The organism is Actinobacillus delphinicola (genome assembly GCF_900638385.1).
GTDB classification, from domain to species: Bacteria; Pseudomonadota; Gammaproteobacteria; order Enterobacterales; family Pasteurellaceae; genus Actinobacillus_C; species Actinobacillus_C delphinicola.
Map to the genome: position 1 here is coordinate 847,274 of NZ_LR134510.1, position 26,959 is coordinate 874,232.

General features: G+C 38.3%; 21 protein-coding genes and 4 tRNA genes. 17 read left to right on the plus strand and 8 right to left on the minus strand.

From position 1 onward, the window contains the following. Window positions 1-63 precede the first annotated feature (63 nt). The 3 genes from EL259_RS03910 to coaA form a co-directional block, all read right to left on the minus strand. A complete protein-coding gene (locus EL259_RS03910; protein WP_126599197.1) occupies window positions 64-810 on the minus strand; it encodes an MIP/aquaporin family protein in 747 nt (248 codons plus the stop codon). A gap of 185 nt (window positions 811-995) precedes the next feature. Beyond that, entirely contained in the window at window positions 996-1,214 is a 219-nt protein-coding gene (gene infA / locus EL259_RS03915) for a translation initiation factor IF-1 (RefSeq protein ID WP_077462897.1), read from the minus strand. Window positions 1,215-1,333: 119 nt separating this feature from the next. Then, window positions 1,334-2,278, minus strand: coding sequence for a type I pantothenate kinase (gene coaA, locus EL259_RS03920; protein WP_408608233.1), 945 nt, complete (start codon window positions 2,276-2,278; stop codon window positions 1,334-1,336). Between the two features lie 227 nt (window positions 2,279-2,505). On the opposite strand from coaA, the gene EL259_RS03925 reads away from it, so the two are divergent. From EL259_RS03925 to EL259_RS03965, 8 genes are all read left to right on the plus strand, one after another. Next, a tRNA-Thr gene (locus EL259_RS03925) sits at window positions 2,506-2,581 on the plus strand. 29 nt (window positions 2,582-2,610) lie between these two features. Then, window positions 2,611-2,695 (plus strand) — tRNA-Tyr (locus tag EL259_RS03930). Window positions 2,696-2,736: 41 nt separating this feature from the next. Then, window positions 2,737-2,811 (plus strand) — tRNA-Gly (locus tag EL259_RS03935). Window positions 2,812-2,814: 3 nt separating this feature from the next. Next, window positions 2,815-2,890, plus strand: a tRNA-Thr gene (locus EL259_RS03940). A 101-nt stretch (window positions 2,891-2,991) separates the two neighbouring features. After that, complete coding sequence (gene tuf / locus EL259_RS03945) at window positions 2,992-4,176, plus strand: elongation factor Tu (protein WP_126599201.1); 1,185 nt, start codon at window positions 2,992-2,994, stop codon at window positions 4,174-4,176. 554 nt (window positions 4,177-4,730) lie between these two features. Beyond that, window positions 4,731-5,792 carry an ATP-binding protein gene (locus tag EL259_RS03955; protein WP_232019079.1) on the plus strand — a complete coding sequence of 354 codons (1,062 nt, stop codon included), beginning with the start codon at window positions 4,731-4,733 and terminating at the stop codon, window positions 5,790-5,792. Window position 5,793: 1 nt separating this feature from the next. Next, complete coding sequence (locus EL259_RS03960) at window positions 5,794-8,025, plus strand: S8 family peptidase (RefSeq protein ID WP_126599205.1); 2,232 nt, start codon at window positions 5,794-5,796, stop codon at window positions 8,023-8,025. A gap of 229 nt (window positions 8,026-8,254) precedes the next feature. Beyond that, window positions 8,255-8,986 (plus strand): hypothetical protein, encoded by a 732-nt coding sequence (locus EL259_RS03965; protein WP_126599207.1) that lies wholly within the window; start codon window positions 8,255-8,257, stop codon window positions 8,984-8,986. Between the two features lie 53 nt (window positions 8,987-9,039). On the opposite strand, the gene EL259_RS03970 is transcribed toward EL259_RS03965, so the two are convergent. The 4 genes from EL259_RS03970 to glmU form a co-directional block, all read right to left on the minus strand. Continuing rightward, window positions 9,040-9,792: a 5'-nucleotidase, lipoprotein e(P4) family gene (locus tag EL259_RS03970; protein WP_126599209.1), complete on the minus strand. Its 753-nt coding sequence runs from the start codon at window positions 9,790-9,792 to the stop codon at window positions 9,040-9,042. A gap of 111 nt (window positions 9,793-9,903) precedes the next feature. Beyond that, entirely contained in the window at window positions 9,904-10,827 is a 924-nt protein-coding gene (murQ, locus tag EL259_RS03975; RefSeq protein ID WP_126599211.1) for an N-acetylmuramic acid 6-phosphate etherase, read from the minus strand. Then, window positions 10,817-11,935: an anhydro-N-acetylmuramic acid kinase gene (locus EL259_RS03980; protein WP_126599213.1), complete on the minus strand. Its 1,119-nt coding sequence runs from the start codon at window positions 11,933-11,935 to the stop codon at window positions 10,817-10,819. The genes murQ and EL259_RS03980 overlap by 11 nt, the downstream gene beginning before the upstream one ends. An 8-nt stretch (window positions 11,936-11,943) precedes the next feature. Next, complete coding sequence (glmU, locus tag EL259_RS03985) at window positions 11,944-13,332, minus strand: bifunctional UDP-N-acetylglucosamine diphosphorylase/glucosamine-1-phosphate N-acetyltransferase GlmU (RefSeq protein WP_126599215.1); 1,389 nt, start codon at window positions 13,330-13,332, stop codon at window positions 11,944-11,946. 207 nt (window positions 13,333-13,539) lie between these two features. Here glmU and EL259_RS03990 point away from each other — a divergent pair, with 207 nt between their 5' ends. From EL259_RS03990 to EL259_RS04000, 3 genes are read left to right on the plus strand one after another with little or no spacing between them, the layout of a single operon-like run. Continuing rightward, window positions 13,540-14,208, plus strand: coding sequence for a CsgG/HfaB family protein (locus EL259_RS03990; protein WP_126599217.1), 669 nt, complete (start codon window positions 13,540-13,542; stop codon window positions 14,206-14,208). Between the two features lie 29 nt (window positions 14,209-14,237). Beyond that, complete coding sequence (locus EL259_RS03995) at window positions 14,238-14,603, plus strand: DUF4810 domain-containing protein (protein WP_126599219.1); 366 nt, start codon at window positions 14,238-14,240, stop codon at window positions 14,601-14,603. Continuing rightward, on the plus strand, window positions 14,603-15,247 hold the full coding sequence (locus tag EL259_RS04000; RefSeq protein ID WP_126599221.1) for a DUF799 domain-containing protein: 645 nt from the start codon (window positions 14,603-14,605) through the stop codon (window positions 15,245-15,247). The genes EL259_RS03995 and EL259_RS04000 overlap by 1 nt, the downstream gene beginning before the upstream one ends. Before the next feature lie 95 nt (window positions 15,248-15,342). Here the strand turns inward: EL259_RS04000 and EL259_RS04005 are convergent, their stop codons facing one another. Beyond that, window positions 15,343-20,976, minus strand: coding sequence for a YadA-like family protein (locus EL259_RS04005; RefSeq protein WP_126599223.1), 5,634 nt, complete (start codon window positions 20,974-20,976; stop codon window positions 15,343-15,345). Between the two features lie 80 nt (window positions 20,977-21,056). Between EL259_RS04005 and EL259_RS04010 the strand changes: the two genes are divergently transcribed. Genes EL259_RS04010 through EL259_RS04035 form a run of 6 tightly spaced genes read left to right on the plus strand, consistent with a single transcriptional unit; the run spans window position 21,057 to window position 26,957 of the window. Beyond that, window positions 21,057-21,866 carry a ParA family protein gene (locus tag EL259_RS04010; protein ID WP_126599225.1) on the plus strand — a complete coding sequence of 270 codons (810 nt, stop codon included), beginning with the start codon at window positions 21,057-21,059 and terminating at the stop codon, window positions 21,864-21,866. A gap of 9 nt (window positions 21,867-21,875) precedes the next feature. Continuing rightward, window positions 21,876-23,219 (plus strand): replicative DNA helicase, encoded by a 1,344-nt coding sequence (gene dnaB, locus EL259_RS04015; RefSeq protein WP_126599227.1) that lies wholly within the window; start codon window positions 21,876-21,878, stop codon window positions 23,217-23,219. Further along, complete coding sequence (locus tag EL259_RS04020; protein WP_126599230.1) at window positions 23,209-23,448, plus strand: hypothetical protein; 240 nt, start codon at window positions 23,209-23,211, stop codon at window positions 23,446-23,448. The genes dnaB and EL259_RS04020 overlap by 11 nt, the downstream gene beginning before the upstream one ends. Then, complete coding sequence (locus EL259_RS04025) at window positions 23,432-25,102, plus strand: ParB family protein (protein WP_126599232.1); 1,671 nt, start codon at window positions 23,432-23,434, stop codon at window positions 25,100-25,102. The genes EL259_RS04020 and EL259_RS04025 overlap by 17 nt, the downstream gene beginning before the upstream one ends. Beyond that, window positions 25,095-25,661: a DUF2857 domain-containing protein gene (locus tag EL259_RS04030; protein WP_126599234.1), complete on the plus strand. Its 567-nt coding sequence runs from the start codon at window positions 25,095-25,097 to the stop codon at window positions 25,659-25,661. Before EL259_RS04025 ends, EL259_RS04030 begins: the two co-directional genes overlap by 8 nt. A 9-nt stretch (window positions 25,662-25,670) precedes the next feature. Further along, complete coding sequence (locus tag EL259_RS04035) at window positions 25,671-26,957, plus strand: STY4528 family pathogenicity island replication protein (RefSeq protein WP_126599236.1); 1,287 nt, start codon at window positions 25,671-25,673, stop codon at window positions 26,955-26,957. Window positions 26,958-26,959: the final 2 nt, after the last annotated feature.

Here is a 26,959-nt window from a genome sequence, read left to right on the forward strand (position 1 = left end):
ATATTAAAAACCTCACGTTTTAATGACATGAGGTTTTTTATTAATAAGAGATAAAAAAGAAAATTAGAGATGAAGAATAAGGTAGAACCATGCTGCAATAATAGCACCAACAATAGGAGCAGTAGCGGGAATCCAACCATATGCCCAATCAGGGTTCGTGTTTAATTTACGGCGAAGTAGGGTGAGAACAAGGCGAGGCGCACCATCTCGAGCAGGATTAATTGCATAACCTGTCGTACCGCCTAAACTTAATCCGATAACCCATACTAAAATTGCAACAGGTAATGCACCGATAGATCCTAAACCAATAGGCGTAGTAACAGTATTACCTGGCAAAGTGATATGTGCATCTGCTGCGATATAGAAAATTACGAATAGTAAAACAAAGGTACCAATAATTTCATTTAAGTAATTAACCTTATAATTACGGATGGCGGGTTCAGTCGCAAAACAAGCACGACGCAGTGCAGGATTATCCGTAATTTTGAAATGATCGATAAAGAACCAATAAACAAGGAAAGCACCAATCATCCCACCTAAAATTTGTGCAAGAATGTAACCTGGAACGGCACTCCACGGGAAAAGCCCAGCTGTTGCTAAGCCGATGGTAACCGCTGGATTCATATGGGCTCCAGAGATAGGACCTGCAACAACGACACCGATGAATACAGCAAAGGCCCATGCAGTGGTTATTACCATCCAGTTTCCGCCACCTGTTTTTGTATCTTTTAATACACAGTTAGCAACGACTCCGTTTCCTAATAAAATAAGTAATGCTGTGCTGACAAGTTCTGCCACAAAAGGACTCATACGGCTCTCCCATAGTAAATAAATGATTATTAACTATACGGATAGATAATTTTGTACACAACTGGGAATTCTTTAAAATATGATGAGCTTCACATTTTTGGAGTAAAAATTTAAAAATATGAAAAAATTGAAGTGAAAAAGCCACAAAATAAATTGTGGCTTTCTGTAGAATTGATGGCTGCTAATTAACGGCTACGGAAAATAATACGACCTTTTGTAAGATCATATGGAGTCATTTCTACCGTCACTTTATCACCAGTTAAAATACGAATATAGTTTTTACGCATTTTGCCAGAAATATGAGCAGTCACCACGTGACCATTTTCTAACTCAACGCGGAACATTGTGTTAGGTAGGGTTTCTAAAATTGTGCCTTGCATTTCAATGCAATCTTCTTTAGCCATTGATTCCTCTAAAATTGATTAAGTTTAAGTCAAAAAAACGGGGTGATTATACGCCCTAAACGAAAATTGTTAAAGATATTTTATCCATCATGCTATGTATAACTTACGATCCAGTAAAGTTATTTGCGTAATTTTACATTTTCAATCGCATGATTTTGCCCTTTGCATAAAATTAAATTAGCACGCTCACGAGTAGGGAGGATATTTTCTTTCAAATTTAATCCATTAATACTATCCCAAATTTTTCCTGCGGTTTGAATCGCTTCTTCTTCAGAAAGTTTGGCATAATTTTTGAAGTAAGAATGAGGATCACTAAACGCACTTTGGCGAAACTTCAGAAAACGTGCAATGTACCAATCTTTTAATAAAGCTTCATCGGCATCTACATAAATGGAAAAATCGACAAAATCCGATACAAAGCATTTATGGTGAGAGGTTGGTGCTTGTAATACATTTAATCCTTCTAAAATTAAGATATCGGGACGATCAACGATATTAAATTCATCTGGCACAATATCATAGGTTAAATGAGAATAAATAGGTGCTTTAACTTTCTCTTTTCCTGATTTTATATCAGCTAAGAAACGAACGAGCTTGGTTGTGTCGTAAGAAACGGGGAAACCTTTTTTATCAAGGATATTTTTTTCTTTCAAAATAGAAAGTGGATAAAGGAAACCGTCAGTTGTAATTAAATCGACTTTTTTAGGTTCAGGCCAACTTGAAAGCAGAGTCTGTAAAATACGTGCTGTAGTGCTTTTCCCGACAGATACACTTCCTGCGATACCTATAATGTAAGGAACCTGTGGTTTTGAACAATTGAGAAAACGATTCATCACTGCTCGGCGACGAAGATTTTCATCAATATAGTAATGTAATAATCGGATGAGTGGTAAATAAATTGTTCGTACTTCATCTAAAGATAAAGATTCATTAAAGCCAAGTAGCGGTTGAAGATCTTTTTCTGTGAGCGTAAGAGGAACAGATTTACGTAAATCTGCCCATTGTTCACGAGAAAAATTTAAAAATGGGGTTAATTTTTCTGTTAATACAGGATTGTTTTCCACTAAATTCACCATAAATGGAATTTTTAATTAAAAATAATGGTGGTGAAATATACCTTAAAAACACCATAACCCCCTAAAAAATTTAGATGAATGGTTAAAAATTTAATAAAAATTAATCATTTTGTTTTAAAAATCATCTAACAACATAAAAAAATGAAAATTTTTTAAAAAAGGGGTTGCACGGATTTTTAATTTACATATAATACGCCGCACTTGCTTACGACAACGCCGACTTAGCTCAGTAGGTAGAGCAACTGACTTGTAATCAGTAGGTCATCAGTTCGATTCCGATAGTCGGCACCATCCTTTCGTAACAAGTGAATAAAAACTGCGGAGGGGTTCCCGAGCGGCCAAAGGGAGCAGACTGTAAATCTGCCGGCTCAGCCTTCGAAGGTTCGAATCCTTCCCCCTCCACCATTTTTTATTATAGATCTGATGGGATAGATGAATTTAGGACTGCGGGCATCGTATAATGGCTATTACCTCAGCCTTCCAAGCTGATGATGCGGGTTCGATTCCCGCTGCCCGCTCCAGACGCTGATATAGCTCAGTTGGTAGAGCGCACCCTTGGTAAGGGTGAGGTCGGCGGTTCAAATCCGCCTATCAGCACCACTTCCTATTTTTACCTTCCTTTTTTATTTCATAAAAAATTTCATTTGGTTAATGTGGTATTTGAACCATCGATAACCGTGTTTCTCAAGAGAGGACTTTTCATGTCTAAAGAAAAATTTGAACGTACAAAACCGCACGTTAACGTGGGTACAATCGGCCACGTTGACCATGGTAAAACAACTTTAACTGCAGCTATCACTAACGTATTAGCTAAACACTACGGCGGTGCTGCTCGCGCATTCGATCAAATCGATAACGCACCAGAAGAAAAAGCACGTGGTATCACCATCAACACTTCACACGTTGAATACGATACTCCAACTCGCCACTACGCACACGTTGACTGCCCGGGACACGCTGACTATGTTAAAAACATGATCACTGGTGCTGCGCAAATGGACGGTGCTATCTTAGTAGTAGCAGCGACTGATGGTCCAATGCCACAAACTCGTGAACACATCCTTTTAGGTCGCCAAGTAGGTGTACCTTACATCATCGTATTCTTAAACAAATGCGATATGGTGGATGACGAAGAATTATTAGAATTAGTAGAAATGGAAGTTCGTGAACTTCTATCTCAATACGACTTCCCAGGTGATGATATTCCTATCATCCGTGGTTCTGCATTAAAAGCATTAGAAGGCGACGCAGAATGGGAAGGTAAAATCCTTGAATTAGCTGAAGCACTAGACAGCTACATCCCAGAACCAGAACGTGCAATCGACCAACCATTCCTTCTTCCAATCGAAGATGTGTTCTCAATCTCTGGTCGTGGTACAGTAGTAACTGGTCGTGTAGAACGTGGTATCATCCGTACTGGTGACGAAGTTGAAATCGTAGGTATCAAACCAACTGCGAAAACAACTGTAACTGGTGTTGAAATGTTCCGTAAATTACTTGACGAAGGTCGTGCAGGTGAAAACATCGGTGCATTATTACGTGGTACAAAACGTGAAGAAATCGAACGTGGTCAAGTATTAGCGAAACCAGGTTCAATCACTCCACACACAGACTTCGAAGCTGAAGTATACGTACTTTCAAAAGATGAAGGTGGTCGTCATACTCCATTCTTCAAAGGTTACCGTCCACAGTTCTACTTCCGTACAACTGACGTAACTGGTACAATCGAATTACCAGAAGGCGTAGAAATGGTAATGCCAGGCGACAACATCAAAATGACTGTTAGCCTAATTCACCCAATCGCAATGGACCAAGGTTTACGTTTCGCTATCCGTGAAGGTGGCCGTACCGTTGGTGCTGGTGTTGTTGCAAACATCATCAAATAATTAGCGATTTACGCTTAAAAAAAGGGAGCTTCGGCTCCCTTTTTTGTTATAGAAAGAATTGTTTTTTTGTAAAATAAATCAGTAATGATATATGAAGAGAAAATAAGTGATGGATTTTTATATTGTATTAGGGTTAGCTCTATTAAGTATTTTTATTCTCGGGTTTCTTGGATTAGGCGGTACATTGCTCTATCTAAAGATAAATAAGATAAAATTTACGAAAGAGAATAAAAAGATTTTGATGATTGGCATGGTTGCTAGCGGAATTTTTTGTCTTTTATTTATTATCATTGAGCTTTTTTGGTATTGGCTCTGTTTTTTCGGTAATGATTAATCGATTCTCATAACTTTTCTTTGGAATTTATTTTCTTTTCCTAAAATTTTGCATAAACTTTTCCGAAAATAGTGGCGTCTACTTACATGATTCAGAGAGTAATTTTTATATATAAATTAATAGGGTGTTTATTATACCCTAATTTATTTACTTAAAATATGTCCCTTAAATATAGAAAATTGTCCCAGTTGTGGTATAATTATAGCTAAGAGAGGAAAGTATGATGAAAAAACAAAATATTTTAAATTTAATAAAATTTCACGTTGAACGGAACGAAAATTCTTTTAGAAATGAAGCTACGACTATTGCAAAATATTTTGATCGTATAGGGGATGATCAATTAGCTGAATACATTATGGGGTTAATGTCTGAATCTAATTTATATATGCCACAATGCAGTGATTTTGAAAGTGATTATTTAAAGCAAGTAGATATAAGTAACCTAGATTCTGTCAATTTACCCTTAGAAATACTAGAAGATATAAAAGGCGTGATCAATGCGGTAAATCATAACATAGGAATCAATAAATTTTTATTTGAGGGGCTACCAGGTACGGGGAAGACAGAGGCGGCTAAGAATGTTGCTAGATTATTAAATCGATCGCTTTTTATCGTAGATTTTGAAAATTTGATTGATAGTAAGTTAGGGCAAACTAATAAAAATATTATTAATGTATTTAAGGAAATCAATATGATTCCAAATGCTGATAAAGTGGTCATTTTATTTGATGAAATTGATGTGATAGCCCTAGATAGAATCAACTTAAATGATGTACGTGAGATGGGGCGGGCAACGTCTACGATTCTAAGAGAGCTAGATCGATTAACGGATCTCAATAAGGAAATAGTCATCATTGCGACTACTAATCTATATTCAAGTTTTGATAAGGCGTTAGCAAGACGATTTGATGCAGTGATTAATTTTAATCGGTATAGTAAGGATGATTTAATTGAGGTGGCGGATCATTTCTTTTCATTCTTTATCAAAAAATTTAATGGGATTCCTAAAGATACAAGATTGTTTAAGAAAATATTAAAACAAGCTAAGCATATTCCTTATCCTGGCGATTTAAAGAATGTAATAAAAACATCACTTGCGTTTAGTAATGCAAGTTATGAATATGATTATATACGGAGATTATATAATAGCTTTATTGGTAATTTAGATCAAAAGGATATTAACCAACTTTACAACGAGGGATTTACGGTAAGGGAAATTGAAAAATTAAAAGATGAATCCAAAAGCTCTGTATCAAGAAAGCTAAGTAAAGAAGAGGTATAATATGAATAATGTATTAGAATTAAAAGGGCAGCGTTTTATTCAGGCAAATAAAGAAAATGGTGGTGGCGGTGTATCAATGAATAGTAAAAAAGAAGTTACCACAGCGCACTTATTAAGGCTAGGTGAGCAATTGGCACAAGTCAAAGCCTTTTGGCATGAAGAAAAAAAGCTATTTAATGGCGTTTTATTGAGTGTTCACTATAATAAAATTGTAGCTAAAAGTAACCGTATTTCGGGATTGCTTAAAGGACAGGATTCAAATAAAGCTATTGTAGGGGCAAAATTTAATGAAGATAAAACGAAACATATTATTACCTATTTTATTGAGCGTGATGATTTAATAAAAAGTATAGACGGGATTCGTTATACCGCAGATATACTAGATAGTAGTTTTTCAGGAAGTATGAATCAAAGTAAAATGAATAATAAGAAAATAGTTCATTCTACGATTTTTGCCGACTATTCTATTAGTATGTCAACGTTTAAGAACATTATTGCAGATGTGTCATATATTGACGCTTTTAGTGTAGAAAACCCTGATATCGCACCTAATCCAGCGATTATTACCATTTATGATGTAAAAAAAGAAACAAGACTACTATTTAAAGAATTGGGCATTGAACTCTTAAGTACGAGAATTTTAGATGATCAAACGGTGTATTTAGATGAAAAACAAATTAGTATATTATCTGCTAAAGCCCCATATCTTGTTGCGATGGCAACCGTTGATTTACTGAATTTGTCCCCTGATGATTTTATTCATCAGCATACAAACGGCACGGTAACTATACCACCTCCGAGTATTGAACCGACAATAGGAGTTATTGATACACTATTTGATAAAAATGTTTATTTTAGTGAGTGGGTTGAATATCACGATATGGTCGATAAAGATATCCCACGCTCACCGAGCGACTATAATCACGGTACAGCGGTATCTTCAATTATTGTTGATGGATCAAGACTGAACCCGTGGTTAGATGATGGTTGTGGACGCTTTAAAGTAAGACATTTTGGTGTAGCAGCAGGGAATCAATTTTCTGCTTTTTCAATTGTTAAACAAATAAAAAGGATTGTATCTGAAAATCAAGATATAAAGGTTTGGAATATTTCACTGGGTAGCAACCAAGAAATAAATGATAATTTTATTTCTGCGGAAGCGGCAGTTTTAGACCAAATACAATTTGAATATGAAGTGATATTTGTGGTGGCAGGAACTAATAAGTCAACGGATGATACAGTAAAAATGGGCTCTCCTGCTGATTCAATTAATAGTATGGTAGTAAATTCAGTAACAAAGAATCAAGTAGCTCCTACCTATGCACGAAAAGGACCTGTCTTATCATTCTTTGCTAAACCGGATGTTAGTTATTATGGAGGAAGTCGAGAGCAATATATTACTGTTTGTGAGCCGACAGGTTGTGCAGATGTTGCGGGTACATCTTTTGCTGCTCCTTGGATTGCTCGTAAATTAGCCTATTTGATAGAAATTTTAGGACTTAGAAGAGAAGTTGCCAAAGCAATGATTATTGATGCAGCAAGAGGATGGGATGAAAGACCAACGCCAGAAACAATAGCTTTATATGGTCATGGCATTGTACCTATTCATATTAATGATATTATTCAAACAAGAAACGATGAAATAAAATTTATCGTTTCGGATGTTAGTGAAAAATGGAATACTTATAACTACAATTTCCCAGTACCATTAAGTCGAGATCAGTATCCCTATATTGCGAAAGCTACGATGTGTTATTTTCCGCTATGTACTCGTTCACAGGGTGTAGATTATACCAATACGGAATTAAACTTACATTTTGGGCGAATAAAGGAGGGGAAAATTATAGATATTAAAGGTGATAAGCAAAATGCTAGTGAGACATTAGATGGAGAAAAAAACTATCTGTGGGAAGGTGAGGCTAGAAAGCAATTTAGAAAATGGGATAATGTAAAATATATTGCTGAAAGTAATAATAAAAAATCTAGACCTAAGATGTCTTATACCAATAAAAACTGGGGAATGGAAATAAAAACAAATAATAGATTAGATCCTAAAGATGGTATAGGTATTAGATTTGGTGTTGTTGTAACTTTAAAAGAAATAAACGGTGTTAATAGAATTGATGAGTTTATTAGAAATTGTACGCTACATGGATGGTTAGTTACCCCTATTGAGGTTAAAAATAGAGTAGATATTCATCAAAAATCTAATGAGTTCATTGAGTTTGAATGATCTTATTAATTATATAGGTAAAGTTACCAATAGTTTATTTTACTTATAGGAATTAAAGATAACTATGTAATAGAATTGTTCAAAACAGGATTTTAAAATCTAGAATAGATTACGATATTGGATATAACAAATATTCTATAAAATAATTAAGTGTTATAGATAAATGTGTAGTACATAAGTTAATTATGTTACTAAAATAGGTACTAATAATTTTTAATTAAGGAAAACCATGAAAATTTTAGGAAAAAACATTATTACTGTGGCATTGTTATCGTCTTCAATTATTTTTGCGACACCTGCAATGGCACGTGGACACCATCATCACTATTATGGCGGTGGTCGTCACCATTATTCGTCTTACCCAAGTTATCGCACACCTGTCTATCGTAGCTATACAACTAATTATTATGGTGCACGTCAATTACCGCCGCCATCACGTAGTACTGATAGCACATTCAGTCGCACAGCGAGTGAAACAGCGACAGCGACTCAAGAAAAATCACATTTAAAATCTAATTTATTAAGCGGTGGGGCAGGTTTGCTTGCAGGTTATGCTTTATCTAAAGCAATGGAAGATCATGATTCTCACACTACAACAACTGCGCCAGTAGAACGTGTTGTCGAGCAGCAACCTGCAGAGGTGGCACCAGTACAATCGCAGCAGGTACAATACCAAGCGCCACAGCAACAGTATCAACCATCACAGCCACAATATCAGCCAATGCCACAACCAGTCGCTAATCCACAAGCACTGCAAGAAAATTATCAAAATGCGTTGAATAATGCACAACCTAATGTACAACGCCAAGGTCAAATTGCCTTATCTGCATTGAATCAATTGCAGTATGCGGCCGAATCGCTACAAGCATCAGGAAATCTTTCAAATGCTGATTTAATGCGCATTCAAAATGATCGTAATGATATTTTAAGCGTGCTTGCAAATAGCGTGGGTGTACATTAATTAAAAACAAGAAAAGGGGATATCAAATCCCCTTTTTATTTTAATTGGAGAAATTATTTACCATTCCAAGGGTGAAGGGTTAAGTCTTTTGCACGAGTGAAACTACCGTAAGTTGGATTTGGAATAATAATCCATTTTGTACCATAGTTATTTTTATGTGCTTTTACAAAAGCTGCACGTTCTTGATTTGACTTATGGTAAACATCGCTACCAAAATCATCTAAGTTATCGCCGACCATAAGGGCAATGTGATACCCCTGATCTATAACCGATTTAACACGGGCTGCTTTATCGCTTGTATTGGTGCGTAAAATTAAATGTTGTTTATCCACTTGTGGGAAACCGAGGGCTTTAAGATTATCGAAGGTTGCTTGATAAGATTTTTGGCTACGGTTAGAGATATAGAAGATATCGCCACCGTGTGCTACGACAAATTTCGCAAAATCAACGGCTCCTGGTATTGCGGTTGCTTCACGTGCTTCGCACCATCTTTCCCACGATTCTGACCAATAGGGCTGGTGATGTTCGACTTGCCATGCCGCATATTTACTATTGTTAATCATGGTTTCATCAAGATCGACAATTACCGCATTTTTGCCACGCACTTTATTTTTTAAGAATGCCATTTTAGCATCGTTAAAAGCTTGGTAAGACAGGGCATCAAATTCACCTGAATTTTGCATCCACATTACTGCAAGTTTACTATCTGTTGGCGTTAATTTGTTAATATCTGCAGAATTTGAGCAACCTGCTAAAGTGATAACAGCAGTACTGAGTAAAATGGCAGCAAGCGATTTTTTTTTCATTCCTAATTCTCCTATTACCTATAGAAACGAAAATATTTTAGAAGAAAAATAAATCGCTTAACGTGATCACGCCCGCAAAATCAGATTATTTTTTTAAATTTAAATGAATAATTATTTTAACGCTGCACTCAAATTTCCCGAATTTTGTAATAAAAGTTGTTGTGCTGTTGTCTTCTCTAAGCCAGTTAAAATCATCAAAATGGCGAGTTTTGCATGATTATCGGCACAGATTAAAGCATTTTCTGCTTTTTCTTTAGAACAACCTGTCGCCTCACAAATAATATTGACTGCTCGTGCCTGAAGTTTTTTATTGCTGACTTTCACATCAACCATTAAGTTTTGATAGCATTTTCCAAGTAAGACAAAACTTGCGGTTGTGAGCATGTTTAAAATCATTTTTTGTGCCGTACCTGATTTTAAACGGCTTGATCCCGTAAGGACTTCGGCACCGACTTGAGGCACAAGGGCAATATTTGCCAAATTAGCAAGCGTGGAATTTAAATTACTGGTAATGGCAATCGTTTCAGCACCTTGCGTTTTAGCATATTCAAGCGCACCAATAACGTATGGCGTACGCCCACTTGCGGCAATTCCAACTAGAATATCTTTTTTACAAAAGTTGATGGATTGTAAATCTTGTTTACCTTGTTCTGGATTGTCTTCTACACCTTCCATGGCTTGAGTCAACGCCCGCGATCCGCCAGCAATAATCCCTTTCACCATTTCAGGATCGCTCCCAAACGTTGGCGGGCATTCACTAGCATCGAGAACGCCTAAACGACCGCTTGTTCCCGCACCAATATAAATAAGCCGACCGCCTTGTTGAAAGGCACTAACAATATTTTCCACGCCTTTGGCAATTTGAGGCAAAATATTTGCGATCGCTAAGGGAATTTTTTTATCTTCTTCATTCATCAAATGGACAATTTCTAATGCGCTCATTTGATCAAGATGATAAGAAAAAGGATTACGTTTTTCGCTATTTAAATGTGTAACTTCTTGAAAAATATCAGAATTTTCTGAATTAGGGTTCATAAAGTGTTCCTAAACTCGTTGCCTGTTTTGCACCAGTAACGGAAGGTAAATTAGAAGTATAATTGTGGATACGGCAATAAGCTAGCCACGCAAAAGCAGCCGCTTCGACATCATCAGGATGAATGCCAAAAGGTGCCGTTGTGGTAATTTCCCAGTGGGGTAATAGCCGTTTAAATGTCGCAACAAGGGCAAGGTTTTTAGCACCGCCTCCGCAAAGTAATAGACGTTTGGGGTTATGGCTTGCTTCTTGCCATTGTTGTAAAACGTGTGCTGAACATTGGGCAGTAATTTCGACTAACGTCGCCTGAATATCTTGAGGTTGCGCATTTTCGGTTTTTGCAAGATGACATATTTTTTCAAGCCACACTAAATTGAAATATTCGCGTCCAGTGCTTTTTGGAGCGGGAAGTTGAAAATAAGGATCGCTTAACGCACACGCCAGCAAATTCGGTAAAATTTTGCCTGTTTTTGCCCAATCGCCATTTTTATCAAAAGCTAAGCCTAAAGATTTCTCAATCCAAAGATCGAGTAAGGCATTCCCTGGTCCTGTATCAAAGCCTATAACATTGGTTTTAGAAAGTAGGGAAACATTACTGATGCCGCCGATGTTTAATACGGCAGTCGCATAATTTTCATCGAAAAATAGGGCGTGATGAAAAGCAGGTACGAGCGGTGCACCTTGTCCTCCCAGTACCATATCTTTATTACGAAAATCTGCAACAGTGGGAATCCCTGTTCGGGTGGCAATAATCTGCGGATTACCGATTTGCATCGTAAAAGGATAGGCACCACTCGGTGCATGCCAAATTGTTTGCCCATGGCAACCAATCGCGACGATATCTTGCTTAGTTAATTGATTTTCTTCTAAAAATTTTAACGTGCAGTCTGCATAAAGTTCACCGAGCGCTTGTTGCAATTCGCCAAGTTTTTGTAAATGTACCGTACCTTGATGCAATGCCAGTAAATCTTGGCGAAGATTTTCTGGCATGGGGTAGGTGGTGGCAGCTTGCATTTGTGCTTTTTGAGCAGAAAAATTAACGAGCGCCATATCTACGCCATCTAAACTGGTGCCAGACATAATGCCGATATAGAGATTTTTCTGATTCATTGGGCTACCTATTTTTCTTTGCGTGGGCGTGCCCAGTTTTCACGATAAGTTTGTTTTGAACGGGAAACCACAAGGCTATTTTCTGGAACGGTTTTCGTTACCGTCGTACCCGCACCTACCGTTGCACCATCGCATACTTTTACAGGCGCGACAAGTTGTGAATCAGAACCGACAAATACATCGTTTCCGATTTCAGTTAGGTGTTTGTTTTTACCATCATAATTACAGGTAATTACACCCGCACCGATATTACAATCTTCGCCCATTTTAGTATCACCAACATAGGATAAGTGATTGATTTTAGATCCTTTTCCAATGAATGATTTTTTCACTTCTACGAAGTTACCAATATGAGTTTGTGGTGCTAATACAGTTTCAGGACGTAAACGTGAGAATGGGCCAATTTGAGAGCGTTCGCCAATCACTGCATTTTCAATCACAGAGTAAGGTTTAATTTCAACATTATCGCCGATTTCACAGTTTTTTAAGACCACGCCCGCACCAATGCGAACTTGGTTACCCACGCTAACTTTACCTTCAATAATCACGTTTACATCAATTTCAACGTCTTTACCATGCGTAAATTCACCACGTAAATCAAAGCGTTGCGGATCTAAAATCATAACACCTTCAAGGAGTAAACGTTTGGCTTGTAATTTTTGGTAGTAACGTTCAAGTGCTGCAAGTTGTAGGCGATTATTCGCACCTTCTACTTCCATAAAATCATCTGCTTGAACCGCAACGATTTGTTCACCATCTTGTTTTGCAAGTGCAATTACGTCGGTCATATAGTATTCATGCTGAGCATTGTTGTTATTTAAACGTCCCAGCCATTTACGGAAATCTTTACCGCTTGAAACCATAACGCCCGTATTTACCTCACGGATTTGCTTTTGAGCGTCATTAGCATCTTTTTGTTCAACGATGCCGATTACTTCGCCTTGTTCATTACGTAAAATTCGACCATAACCTGTTGGGTTGTCCAAAACTACGGTTAAAAGCGCAATACCATTTTCTGGTTTTGCCGCGATAAGTTTTTGTAAGGTTTCTGGTTGAATAAGCGGAGCATCACCGTAAAGCATTACGATGTTTTCATCATCTTCAAAGAAAGGTTCTGCCTGTTGCATTGCGTGCCCAGTACCAAGTTGTTCTGCTTGATAAACCCAATTCACTTTTTCATCTTTCAACGCTTCTTGTATGATTTCACGAGCATGACCATAAATTAGATGAATGTTTTTTGCATTAAGGGCATGAGCCGTATCAATAACGTGTTTGACCATTGGTTTTCCTGCCACTTTATGGAGGACTTTAGGTAAATCAGAATACATTCTTGTGCCTTTACCAGCAGCAAGGATAACTGCACTTAAAGTTTGAAGATTTGATGAATTTTTTTGCATAATTTTTCCTAAATTTTTCGGCTATATGGCGTTATTTTAGCGTACTTTTTAGTTGATGAATATAAATAGTCCAATGAAGGCACAGAGAATGAAAGGGGAACAGTGAAAAATAAAGCACTGGATTGACCACATAATCGTTCTCAAATGGTTAATTCTAGAGTAGAATGCGGAAATTTTATCCGTATTCGAAAACTTAAAGGATTTTCTATGTCTAAAAAACTTCTCTCTATTTCACTTGCATTAACAACGCTTCTTACTGGCTGTGCAATGGAAGGGCATAACACGTTACCAACAGAATCTGTTGCGACCTATCAACAACCTTACTATGGCGTAAAATCAAGTATTGCCATTGGTCAATTCAATAACAGCAGTACTTTCATGAATGGTGCATTCTTTGAAGGACAAGATCAACTTTCTAACCGTGCTAAAACGTTACTTATCGCAGATTTACAACAAACAGGACGTTTTAACGTGCTAGATCGTGCCAATATGAAACAATTAGCGGCAGAAGCGAAATTAAGCGGTCAAAAATTAAAATTACAAGGCGCACACTATGTGGTTACTGGTAATATCACAGGTTTTGGACGTAAAACCGTGGGCGATCAGGAATTATTCGGCATCTTAGGTCGTGGTAAAAAACAAGTTGCTTACTCACAAGTGACATTGAATGTCGTGAATGTACAAACTTCACAAGTTGTATATTCCGTACAAGGAGCAGGTGAATATAACTTATCAAATCGTGAGATTTTAGGTTTCGGTAGTACTGCAAGTTATGATGCAACCTTAAATGATAAAGTTCTTGGACTTTCTATTCGCGATGCAGTGAATAAATTGGTTGCAGGTATTCAACAAGGGCAATGGACGCCAAGTAAATAATTAGTCAGGATGGCTAGGAGAAAATTTATATGAGGAAATTGATAGCAATAGGGACATTGGCAACGCTTCTTGCAGCGTGTAGTAGTGGACCACGCCCGCTTTATTACTGGGGCGATTATCAAGATCAGGTTTATCAATATTATGTGGCACCAGGTGATTTAGCGACACAGAAAGAGGCAATTCTGAAAATCATTCAAGAGGCTAAGGCGGAAGATCTACCTGTTGGTCCAGGTGTTTATGGACATCTAGGTTTAATTGAAATGCAACAAGGTGATATTGTTGCTGCACGCGAGGCTTTCCAAAAAGAGGCGACACTTTATCCAGAATCTAAACAGTTTATCCAGTTTATTACCCATGCGAAAAGTGCCCAAAAAGCGAAAGGGAGAGCAAAATAATGAAAAAACTCGCAGCATTAGCCATTGCTTCAACAGTATTATTGAGTGCATGCTCCTCAAAACCTTATGATTATTCTGCTTTCCAAGCCCATTATCCGAAAAGTATTGTTGTCTTGACACCAGAAAATAACAGCTTAGATGTAAAAGCCACTGATTCGGTGCTAAGTGTGGTTTCGCAACCGCTTGCCGATGATGGTTATTATGTATTTCCTGTGGCGTTGGTGGATCAAGTCCTTAAACAAAATGGTGTGACCGATGGCAATATCGCTCGCCAAATTTCAGCGACTAAATTACGTCAAATTTTTGGTGCAGATGCGGCACTTTATTTAAAAATTACCAATTACGGAACTAAGTACATGGTGTTCGATAGCGTAACCCAGGTAACTGTTGATGCCACATTGGTTGATTTAAAAACGGGAAAAGTTCTTTGGACAAAAGAGGTGACAGCGGATGACTCAAATGGTCAGAGTGCAGGGCTTCTTGGTTCTCTAATTAAGCAAGTTATGGATAATCTTGGTGATCAAGCTCATGTTGTCGCAGCACAGGCTGGTGATATGCTATTTGTCACAGGCAGTGATGGCGATATTTTATATGGACCAAAATCACCATATTTCCATCAAGATCCACAAATTGCTAAAAAATAATTGGTAGAAAATGGGCTACACGCCTCAATTTTCTGAAAAATTTATGCAATAAAAAATGCTCGCACTAGGCGAGCATTTTTAGTATTAACGTTTTATTACCACGTGTAAGATACACCTGCGCCGATAATATCGTCTTTTTGACTATTTACTGAGAAAGCACTTTTTACGACCCAGTTACCATCATCAGAACGACGAGCATAACCAATAGACAATGCACCTTGACCTTTGTAGTAAGCACTCGCAGCTGAAAGCGTACTTTTACCTGCGATATTCGGCGTATCAAGTAAGCCCATTGCCGCACTTGCCGCAATACCTGCACGTAAATCACGATTCATGTGATTCATATCTTGGCGAAGATTATTGATTTTACGATCTACACCAGAATCTAAGTTTTTCTTAATCCCAGCAAGAGAACGATCAACATAGCCACGAGTTACCGCACTGCTTGGATCGTTGCTATCGACTAAACCAGTAATTGCCACACCTCGACCTTTATTATTTGAAAGGTGCATTGTTGCATTACCGTGTTTGTCTTTGCGTACTGCCATATGAACCTGTTGACCATTATTTTGTAATGTCACACCACTTTGATCCATACGAGTAGATTCGCTACCATCTTTATTTGCCACAGTAAAACCATCACGTGACATCGTGCTGTTACCCGTGGTGACTTGACCATTTCGGCCACCGATTACGACTTTATTATTGGTCGCATCAGAACCTGTGGTCACCTCACCATTTGAGCCATTGAAGGTTACACGGTTTGCCTTAGTACCTGCACTAACAGTTGCTTTAGTTCCATCGATGGTTACCTGTTTATCCCCCTCACCCGCAGTGATACCTGCTTTTGAACCGTCAAGAGTGACACGATTTGCACCCGTACCTGCGGTAACCGTTGCTTTGGTTCCATCGATTGCGACTTGTTTATCGCCAGAACCCGCAGTGATACCTGCTTTTGAACCGTCAAGAGTGACACGATTTGCACCCGTACCTGCGGTAACCGTTGCTTTGGTTCCATCGATTGCGACTTGTTTATCACCACTACCAGCAGTAATGACACCTTTATCACCATCAAGCGAAAGTTGTTTATCACCAGATCCTACGGTTACCTTGGATGATACAGAAACACTGTGTAGATTTTGTAAATCTTGCGCAAGTTTAATAGTAAGGGCATCATCTTTTGCTTCAACATAAATATTGTTAGCCGCAGTTTTAGTATTAGCCCCTAAATTACCTTCACCTTTTACGGTCAATTTAGTACCTAACGCACGATGAATGACTGTACCATTATTACCTGTAAAGTCTAAACCAGCTTGAGCAATCGCTTGTAAATCACGAGCTGTCGCTACTTTATCTAATGCTTTAGCACCTTTTTCAGCTAATAGACCAGATTTACCATCTTGACCTGCGATCACGGCTTTCGCTTGATCGGCGGTTAACGGCGCATTATCACCTTGTCCTGCTGGTACCAAACTTGAAGCAACATTACCCATTTGTTTTGCATCACCTTTAACAGAAACCGTGACTTGATTTTGGATTGAATCAACATCTTTTGCTGAAATACCTTTAGCTGCCGCAACAGGTTCTACACCATTGGTTAGCGCATCCGCTTTCACTTTACCGTGATCGAGATCAGACGCAGGGTAGTATTTACCGTTATCCGCTTTGATGTAGCCTGCTGGTACATATTTACCATCTTTTTCAACGTATGGTTTACCGTGCTGATCTACAGGCACATATTTATCCCCGACTTTCACATAAGGTACACCGCTATCGTTAACAGGAACATAAGTACCATTTACATCTTTATATGCACGACCATTCGGACTAATCGGCACATATTTACCATTTTTGTCCTTCGTCAACTGCGTACCTTTAGGATCAACGTATTGGACTGGGACTGCTCCAGAAACATTGCTATTAATATTGTTTGCAATTGTTCTCGCTGCCACAGCTGCCGCTTTAGCAGAATCAGCTGAGTGATCTGCCGCTTGTGCGGATGTATTTGCATTTTCTGCAGATTTATTTGCGGCAGTAGCAGATTCAGCTGCTTTACTTGCATTTTCTTTTGCGGTATTCGCAGAGTCAGCTGCTTTACCTGCATCTTCTTTCGCAGTGCTTGCAGAACTTGCTGCTTGAGACGCAGACTCTGCTGATTTGTCAGCACTTTCTTTTGCGGTATTTGCAGAATCAGCTGCTTTATTTGCATTTTCTCCTGCCGTTTTTGCTGATCCCGCTGCTTGGGATGCAGAATCAGCCGCTTTGCCCGCATCTTCTTTGGCAGTGCTTGCAGAACCTGCTGCTTGAGATGCAGAATCTGACGCTTTTCCAGCATTTTCTTTTGCGGTATTTGCAGAATCAGCCGCTTTGCCCGCATCTTCTTTGGCAGTGCTTGCAGAACCTGCTGCTTGAGACGCAGACTCTGCTGATTTGTCAGCACTTTCTTTTGCCGTATTTGCAGAATCGGCTGCTTTACCTGCATCTTCTTTAGCAGTGCTTGCAGAACTTGCTGCTTGGGATGCAGACTCTGCTGCTTTTCCAGCATTTTCTTTTGCGGTATTCGCAGAGGCAGCTGCTTTACTTGCATTTTCTCCAGCAGTTTTTGCAGAACTTGCTGCTTGGGATGCAGACTCTGCTGCTTTTCCAGCATTTTCTTTTGCGGTATTCGCAGAGTCAGCTGCTTTACCTGCATCTTCTTTCGCAGTGCTTGCAGAGCTTGCTGCTTGAGAGGCAGACTCTGCTGATTTGTCAGCACTTTCTTTTGCGGTATTTGCAGAATCAGCTGCTTTACTTGCATTTTCTCCTGCAGTTTTTGCTGATCCCGCTGCTTGGGTTGCAGAATCAGCCGCTTTGCCTGCATCTTCTTTTGCGGTATTTGCAGAATCAGCTGCTTTACTTGCATTTTCTCCTGCCGTTTTTGCTGATCCTGCTGCTTGGGATGCAGAATCAGCCGCTTTGCCCGCATTTTCTTTTGCGGTATTCGCAGAATCGGCTGCTTTACTTGCATCTTCTTTAGCAGTGCTTGCAGAACCTGCTGCTTGAGACGCAGACTCTGCTGATTTGTCAGCACTTTCTTTTGCCGTATTTGCAGAATCAGCTGCTTTACTTGCATTTTCTCCTGCAGTTTTTGCTGATCCTGCTGCTTGAGACGCAGACTCTGCTGATTTGTCAGCACTTTCTTTTGCGGTATTTGCAGAATTAGCCGCTTTGCCCGCATCTTCTTTAGCAGTGCTTGCAGAACCTGCTGCTTGAGACGCAGACTCTGCCGCTTTTCCAGCACTTTCTTTTGCGGTATTTGCAGAATCAGCTGCTTTACTTGCATTTTCTCCTGCAGTTTTTGCTGATCTTGCTGCTTGGGTTGCAGAATCAGCCGCTTTTCCAGCATCTTCTTTAGCAGTACTTGCAGAACTTGCTGCTTGAGACGCAGACTCTGCTGATTTGTCAGCACTTTCTTTTGCGGTATTTGCAGAATCAGCCGCTTTGCCCGCATTTTCTTTGGCAGTGCTTGCAGAACCAGCTGCTTGAGATGCAGACTCTGCCGCTTTTCCAGCATTTTCTTTTGCGGTATTTGCAGAGTCAGCTGCTTTACCTGCATTTTCTCCTGCAGTTTTTGCTGATCCTGCTGCTTGAGACGCAGACTCTGCCGCTTTTCCAGCACTTTCTTTTGCGGTATTTGCAGAATCAGCTGCTTTACCTGCATCTTCTTTAGCAGTGCTTGCAGAACCTGCTGCTTGGGATGCAGACTCTGACGCTTTTCCAGCATTTTCTTTTGCGGTATTCGCAGAGGCAGCTGCTTTACTTGCATTTTCTCCTGCAGTTTTTGCTGATCCTGCTGCTTGGGACGCAGACTCTGCTGCTTTACCTGCATCTTCTTTAGCAGTGCTTGCAGAACCTGCTGCTTGGGTTGCAGAATCAGCCGCTTTGCCCGCATCTTCTTTGGCAGTGCTTGCAGAACCAGCTGCTTGAGACGCAGACTCTGCTGCTTTTCCAGCATTTTCTTTTGCAGTATTTGCGGAATCGGCTGCTTTACCTGCATCTTCTTTGGCAGTGCTTGCAGAACCAGCTGCTTGAGACGCAGACTCTGCTGCTTTTCCAGCACTTTCTTTTGCGGTATTTGCAGAGTCAGCTGCTTTACCTACATCTTCTCCCGCAGTTTTTGCAGAACCTGCTGCTTGAGACGCAGACTCTGCTGCTTTTCCAGCACTTTCTTTTGCGGTATTTGCAGAATCAGCTGCTTTACTTGCATTTTCTCCTGCAGTTTTTGCTGATCCTGCTGCTTGGGTTGCAGAATCAGCCGCTTTTCCAGCATTTTCTTTTGCAGTTTTTGCTGAACTTGCTGCTTGGGTTGCAGAACCTGCGGCATCAGTGGCGGATTGTTTTGCCTCTTTCACCGCTTTTTCTATTTCATCTTTAATTTGATCTGGTGAAATACTGCTACCAGAACCACCAGATAAGCTATCTAACTTATCTTTTAAGCTCTCAATAGCATCGTTGATATTATTTTGTCCTGTGCCACCAATATTATTGAAGGTAATTGTTCCATCTCGTCCAAGTGTAGCATTGCCACCTAATATGTCGTGGATTGAGCCTGCTAGTGTATCAACAACGTTATTTGTGCTGTATAGTTGAGAACCATTGACTGCATCTGTTGAATCCGCAGTAACTTGACCTGCTGCTAATTGGTTGATTTGGCGGTTACCGACAGAAATAACGCCTGTAATTTTGCTATTTGAATCAATAGCAATGCTGTGATGATTATCGTTATCCCAGTTTTTCCAATCATTATAAAAATCAAGATGATAGCCTGGATATTGGGTTGCAGCATGTCCTTCGCTTGTGATGACATTGTCACCTAGAGCGATGCTATTATTTGATCTAGCTTGTGAGTTGATACCTAATGCAATACCGTTTTGACTTGCAAAGGCATTTCCACCAATAGCAATCCCTTCTTCTCTAGCCATACTTAAGGTACCGATACTGATAGCATTATTTCCTGAGGTGGTTGCGTAACTACCAATAGCGACCCCATCATAACCTTGATCTGGCATACTAATTGAACTGGCTAATGCGCCAATACCAATGGCAACCGCACCTAATTGGATACGATCAGAGTTTCCTTGAGCATCTGTATGAGTGAGATAAATACGTCGTGCTTTGTCACGAGGTGAGTCTTTTCCTGGAAAGTCGCGACCAGCTTGAGAACGCCAACCAATAGCGATAGAGTTTTGCCCTGCGATGACATCTGTACCGATTGCGGAAACATTATCGCCATCAATATTAGGATTATCGCCGATTGATTGGATGTAACTTCCTTTAATCGTACCGTCGTTCCCTATAGAATGGATATGACCAGTACCGTATGGGTCATTGTCATCATTGGTTGATATAGTTTGTTTGTTACCAATAATTTGAATTTTTGAACCTGAAATGTTATTGCTTGTTCCTATTGCTTGAACATTATCGCCATTTATAGTTTGATCGACCCCTATAATTTGGTTTGAATCACCATTTATAGTTTGATCGAACCCCATAATTTGGTTTGTACCACCATTAGAAGTAAGTTTTGTCCCAATAGCAGTGATATACGAGTCATTGGTTTTAATGCCATCGCCTATGGATTGAATATGAGCATTACTATTATCAATATCATCTTGGTCAGTTTTAGTTGTTGTACTGATATTGCTACCCATTGCAACAATATTAGAACCAAAAGTAGTGATATTAGTCATTAACGATTATCAGGTGGGTTAAAACGTTAAGTATCTGACTCTTTGGTTTTATGAAAATTTAATTATAAGAGTGGATAAAAATGAATATTAAAAAACCATTTATTGTTACTGTTATGTCTACTAAAGGAGGCGTAACTAAATCTACAAATGTTGCAAATATCAGTGCATTTTGTGCCGAATGTGGCTTAAAAACATTGATGATAGATACTGACGTACAACCTACGTTATCATCTTACTACCCCTTGAAAAAAATCGCCCCTCAAGGATTATTTGAGTTTCTCATCCAATATCAAACCGATGTAGAAAAAATCATTTCCCAAACCATTTTTCCAAATTTAGATATTATTCAATCTAATGATCCAATTGATGCTATTTCTAATCATTTGCGTAGTGCACCTGATGGAATGTTACGTTTCAATGATCTTGTACGAAATATCGAAGGCTACGACTTAATTCTAATTGATACTCGAGGTACCCGTGGAATTACTGTTGATATGGCATGCCTAGCAAGTGATCTGATTCTTTCACCACTTAAACCTGAATTACTTTCTGCCCGTGAATTTATGCGTGGCACACTCACTTTATACAAACAATTACAAATCTTTACTCGCCATGGATTTACATTACCGCCTGTTAAAGCTGTTATTAATTGTCTAGATAATACCAATGATGCAAAAAATATGGTCACTAGTTTGCAACAATTGTTTAATGAAACAAATGATCCTAACTTACAGTTATTGGACTTTACCATTCCCTCACGAGTCGCCTATCGTGAAGCAGCGAGTCTTGCATTACCAGTTCATCAACATTCCCGTAAAGAAAAAGAAACCATTAAAACACTCTGTACTTTGCTTTTCCCACAATGGAAAGAGAAATTTAGTGCAATTTAAGGGAGGAGAATGAAAATGCAGACAAACTATTCACTTGATGATGAAAAACTTATCTTAGGTAACCTTATTTTCGATCTTGATTTACTGGATGATATTGTAGATTTACAGCCTATGCATTTTTCTATATATGCGCATCAAGTTATTTTCCAAACGTTACGTGATATGGGAAATCACCAGATGTCCGCAGATTTGATCACGCTAATAAGGCTGCTTACTGAAAAGAAACTTTTAGCTAAAGTCGGGGGCGAAGCGTATATCTATGAGATGGCTAATAGTGCACGATTAATTTCTCTCACTGCCGTTGCCAAACGAATAATTCGTGATTACAAAACACGTCAATTGTTTTCTTTAGGGAAAAGACTTGTAGCAGAAACAGCAGGGATCTTGAGTGAAACGCAATTTGATACCCTGCTCGAAAATACAGAAAAATCATTAACTGAGCTAAATTTAAACCATAGCTCAGATACTAATGTCAATTTGGATAGCATACTAAGTCAATGGTTAGATGACATAGAATGTCATCAACATGCTAATGGCGTAACAGGACTGCCAACAGGTCTTACTAAACTTGATGAAATTACCTCAGGTTATCAAAATGGTGATCTTATTTTGCTTGCTGCTCGTCCATCAATGGGAAAAACAGCTTTATCTCTCAATATGGCTCGTGCAGCTCTGGAGAAGAGCACTGCGCCTGTGCAGTATTATAGCTTAGAAATGCCAGCAAAAAAGATTTTAGAACGTTTTGTCAGTATGCTTGCTGGTTTACCTGCCAGTAAATTATCTCAACCTGAATTAGTTACTGAATTTGAATGGGCTAAAATTTTTCAAGCAATATCAATTATCACCAAGGAATGGAAAGATCGCTTATTACTTGATGATTCAAGTTACCTTACCCCTCAAATGCTAAAAAGCCGTGTTCGCCGTAATGTGCGGAAATACGGGAAACCCGCTTTAATTATCGTAGATTATCTACAGCTTATTAGTGTACCTGAAATGCAAAATGGTAATCGAAATTTAGAAATCAGCCATATTTCTGCAACATTAAAACAGATTGCAAAAGAGGTTGATTGTCCAGTTTTAGCACTTTCACAGCTAAATCGATATTTAGAACAACGTGCAGATAAACGCCCAATGAACAGTGATTTACGAGATAGTGGAGCATTAGAGCAGGATGCTGATCTGATTGAATTTATTTATCGTGATGAAGTGTATAACAAAGATTCTCAACAGAAGGGTATCGCTGAAATTATTGTATCTAAACACCGTAATGGTAAATGTGGAACAGTTTTAAGTCATTTTAATGGCGCACTGTCATTATTTACGGATTTAAAAGGAGTCATTAATGAGAATTAACACAATCATTTTTGCATCAAAAATTAACCCGTACGCAATCAATAAGACAATGTGGCTTAAATTAGAATATAAAAATGCAGTAAAAACAATCCCGTTATATAAGGGAGTTTATTCTTTGGATATGGAGCTTACTCAGGAAGTCATGCTGGCTATATTTATTGATACTTTGGAACTCTTAGAAGAGATGAATTTCGCTTGGATGGAGAAGCACAATGAGAAACTTAAATAAAGAACAACGTAAAAATCAATTATTACAAGCCTTACAAACGCCAGCAATTCAAAATAATAACCCTATGTATAATCAACTGGCACAGTCTCAATATATGGCTTTTGAAGAAAATAAGCCTGCATTAATGATTGTAAATCTGGACCAGTTAAAACCCTATGAAGGCAACCCACGTCGCACAAAAAATCCAGCGTTTGAAGATATTAAAGCAAGTATTAAAAAACGTGGTTTAGATCATGCTCCGAATATTACTAAACGACCAGGGGATAGCTTTTATACTATTTTAGATGGAGGGAATACTCGCTTACAAGCCTTAAATGAATTATTTGCAGAAACTCACGATAGTCGTTTTTATACCATCGAATGCATCTATAAACCATGGGAAAATGACGTAGATGATGTCACACATGAAGTGAATATGATTATTGGGCATTTGGCAGAAAATGATCTACGTGGAGAGTTGTCATTCATTGAAAAAGCACTTAGCATCGAGGAAGTACGTAAACTCTATGAAAAAAAATACGATGAATCTTTCTCTCATCGCCAGTTATCTGAAAAATTAAAGGAAAACGGTTATCCGATTTCAAATCAGCAATTAGGTAGAATGGCAAGAACAGTGGAATTAATTTTTCCTTTTATTCCTAACGTGTTGTTTTCAGGTCTAGGAAAACATCAAATTGAAAAACTGCTGACGCTCTACACCAATAGTGAAAATGCTTATGAAATGCATAAGATAGTGGTTGAACCAAATAAAAATTTTTTAAATCTCTGGGGAGAATCTTTAGCTACCTTTGATACCTATCCAGATGACTTTTCTCTTATTAGTTTTCAAGATGAATTAATTGGATGTCTTGTCGAATGTTTTAACAATCAAGTCAGCTACGATATGTTTAGACTTGATATATCAATGTCCCCTGAGCAAAGAAAAAAATTACAAGAACAAACAGATGCACAAATGCTTCCTCCTACTCAGGAGGTTTCTCAACAAAACCTTAATACAGATAAGAAGGCAGTAGAGAAAGTTGTTGCGCCTAATCAAAAAAATGAAGAGGTATATGAGGAGGAAATTATTGATACAGATAATGTAGAGGCGGATAGCCATAGCGTTAATGACGAACCTAAAGAAAGTTATGCAAATAGCCTAGATTTGACTTTAGAAGCGATTAATCAAGTTGTCGACAATGAAGACGATGCAAAGCGTATTCAAAATATGCTTGAAAGAGCCAAAGCAAAATTAGAGGGCTTTACAACACAAGAAGAATTGCAACAGCTTGCAGAATCTAAGGGGTTAGGTTTTACCAATGTGGGGCGTCAAAATGTCGTTGATATTTGGACAGTACATGCAAACCGTAAACCATTGTTGGAAATGTATAGTCTCGCTTTAGATATTGCCGATGAATATGGATTTACACATTGTATTGAGAATGTAGATAGTCATTATCATTTTAAAGTAAATCCCTTACCTCAACCGAGTTCATTGTTAGCTGAACAAATTCATCGTTTTTTAACTTTATTACAAACTGCAGATTTATCTTCAAACCATGAACTGATGATAGAAATGTCGAGCTATTCGCTTAAAGATATTTCAGATGTTGTATTTGTAAAACTAATGCGACTTATCCGCTTGTATCGCTATGTAGGAACAGAAAATGCCTAATATCAATCAAATTAATCAAGCTATTATTGATACGGTACTCCACAATTTACATAAAGGTGAATTTAGGTATTGTAAAAATCTCGGATTTACCGAAAAAGAACTTATGACACTATCAAAACTTTCGGCAGCCGAAATTTATGACCTATGCAACAGTATCAGTACGTTTGTAGAAGTAAATATTAACCATCAAATATTTTGGAATTTGATGAATGCTGTGCGTAATAAAGCGAAAGAATCAAATACGGTTGATCGAGCGTTAGCATTGGGGATCTCAGGTGAAATGCTTAGACATCGGTTTGGTTGGACCTCTTCTGAGGTATCAGCACGCCGAAAATTACTTGGTATCAATGAGTCTATTGGGCGGAAAGCAAAACCCTCTTATGAAGATGAAGCTAAAGTATGGGAACTTTGGAAAGTACATGGTCCTAAGGATGAAGCAGGGTTGGAAAATTTAGAAAATTCTCCAGAAGGACTGGATTTGCTCATTTTTCTTTCAGAAGAAACAGGGGTAACTATCAGTGAAATATGGCGTTTGATTTCTAAATGGATGGATCAATAGGAGACGAATATGCAGCAGCAAGAAAAAACACCTAAAAACAATGCTTTCAATAGTTTAGTTGCCATTGGAGAACGCTATCACAGTGTACCTGAACAGCTTTATACAGATGATAGATTGACCAATCGAGCAAAAATACTGTGGCAGATGTTAAAAGTAGATTCCAGCCCATACAAATCACAGTTTTTTCCAAGCTATGAGCAAATGCAATTGTGGCTAAGTGAACAGGCATTTCTGGGTAAAAAAGTTTCTCGTAAGGTTGTGACACAAACCTTGCAGATTTTACGCTTAACCCGTTGGATTACGCTTTGTGAAACCGAGCGTGATACTTTAGGACGCATTGTTGGGAATGTTTATATTATTCACAATACGTCATTATCCGTGATGGATACGATACAAATTACGGATAATTATTTTACTTTTGTAGACAAGATGTCAAAAAGTAAAGATAACTTTGTAAGAGCTGTTGCAGAAAGTGTTATTGATGAACTTATTAGTGAAAAAACTTATCATGCGGTATCTCATTTAGAGGCATATAGAGAAGCCTTTGAACGTAAGAATACATCTAAAATTCAACTCACTCCGCCACAAGATCCCCTACCAAAAGATTTAAGTATGGTTACGGATAATGTTAAACACCGTATCCTTCAAGATGAACACATTGAGAAAACTCATCCAATTTCCCAAGACTTAATGGAACTTGGTGAAAAGCAACTTAATTCCATTAAGGAACTAAGTAATGATGAACAAAATTTGCTTAGTTCCATTATGGAACTAAGTAAAAAAGAGGGTGAACTTAATGGAACTAAGCAAAATGAAAATGCTAAGTCATTGAAATCCCACTTAGTTCCCTCAGGGAACTTATATAGTACTAGTACTAATAATATAAATAATACTAATACTAATACTAAGAATAATATTTATACAGTATTTGATGAAATAGAATTAACCGAAAATGAAAAAGGAAATATCATTGAATTACTTAATAAACTTGATAAAAATCTTCGCTTACAGGTAGTAGAAGAAGCTCGTTTAAGCCTTAAAGCCCGTCAAATTCAAAGGCCAGCAGGGTATTTATTCGCTATGGTAAATCGTGCATTACAGGGACAATTTAATCCTTACTACATTTTACAACAAAAAAACCATACTGAAATTGCGCCTAACATGGTGACATCTGAGCCAATAAAACCCCAAAAGACGCTAACTGAAGAAGAAATTAAAAAAGCTGAGGAAGTTAGACGTAAAGGGATTGAGAGCTTACGGGTAGCATTAGGCCAATCACGCAGAGCAAAAAAATAAGC

Bases quoted from the DNA above. Each gene is read 5' to 3' on its own strand.
- EL259_RS03910 (WP_126599197.1), bottom strand. From the start codon at position 810: ATGAGTCCTTTTGTGGCAGAACTTGTCAGCACAGCATTACTTATTTTA.
- infA (WP_077462897.1), bottom strand. From the start codon at position 1,214: ATGGCTAAAGAAGATTGCATTGAAATGCAAGGCACAATTTTAGAAACC.
- tuf (WP_126599201.1), top strand. From the start codon at position 2,992: ATGTCTAAAGAAAAATTTGAACGTACAAAACCGCACGTTAACGTGGGT.
- EL259_RS03955 (WP_232019079.1), top strand. From the start codon at position 4,731: ATGATGAAAAAACAAAATATTTTAAATTTAATAAAATTTCACGTTGAA.
- EL259_RS03960 (WP_126599205.1), top strand. From the start codon at position 5,794: ATGAATAATGTATTAGAATTAAAAGGGCAGCGTTTTATTCAGGCAAAT.
- EL259_RS03965 (WP_126599207.1), top strand. From the start codon at position 8,255: ATGAAAATTTTAGGAAAAAACATTATTACTGTGGCATTGTTATCGTCT.
- EL259_RS03970 (WP_126599209.1), bottom strand. From the start codon at position 9,792: ATGAAAAAAAAATCGCTTGCTGCCATTTTACTCAGTACTGCTGTTATC.
- murQ (WP_126599211.1), bottom strand. From the start codon at position 10,827: ATGAACCCTAATTCAGAAAATTCTGATATTTTTCAAGAAGTTACACAT.
- EL259_RS03980 (WP_126599213.1), bottom strand. From the start codon at position 11,935: ATGAATCAGAAAAATCTCTATATCGGCATTATGTCTGGCACCAGTTTA.
- glmU (WP_126599215.1), bottom strand. From the start codon at position 13,332: ATGCAAAAAAATTCATCAAATCTTCAAACTTTAAGTGCAGTTATCCTT.
- EL259_RS03990 (WP_126599217.1), top strand. From the start codon at position 13,540: ATGTCTAAAAAACTTCTCTCTATTTCACTTGCATTAACAACGCTTCTT.
- EL259_RS03995 (WP_126599219.1), top strand. From the start codon at position 14,238: ATGAGGAAATTGATAGCAATAGGGACATTGGCAACGCTTCTTGCAGCG.
- EL259_RS04000 (WP_126599221.1), top strand. From the start codon at position 14,603: ATGAAAAAACTCGCAGCATTAGCCATTGCTTCAACAGTATTATTGAGT.
- EL259_RS04005 (WP_126599223.1), bottom strand. From the start codon at position 20,976: ATGACTAATATCACTACTTTTGGTTCTAATATTGTTGCAATGGGTAGC.
- EL259_RS04010 (WP_126599225.1), top strand. From the start codon at position 21,057: ATGAATATTAAAAAACCATTTATTGTTACTGTTATGTCTACTAAAGGA.
- dnaB (WP_126599227.1), top strand. From the start codon at position 21,876: ATGAAAATGCAGACAAACTATTCACTTGATGATGAAAAACTTATCTTA.
- EL259_RS04020 (WP_126599230.1), top strand. From the start codon at position 23,209: ATGAGAATTAACACAATCATTTTTGCATCAAAAATTAACCCGTACGCA.
- EL259_RS04025 (WP_126599232.1), top strand. From the start codon at position 23,432: ATGAGAAACTTAAATAAAGAACAACGTAAAAATCAATTATTACAAGCC.
- EL259_RS04030 (WP_126599234.1), top strand. From the start codon at position 25,095: ATGCCTAATATCAATCAAATTAATCAAGCTATTATTGATACGGTACTC.
- EL259_RS04035 (WP_126599236.1), top strand. From the start codon at position 25,671: ATGCAGCAGCAAGAAAAAACACCTAAAAACAATGCTTTCAATAGTTTA.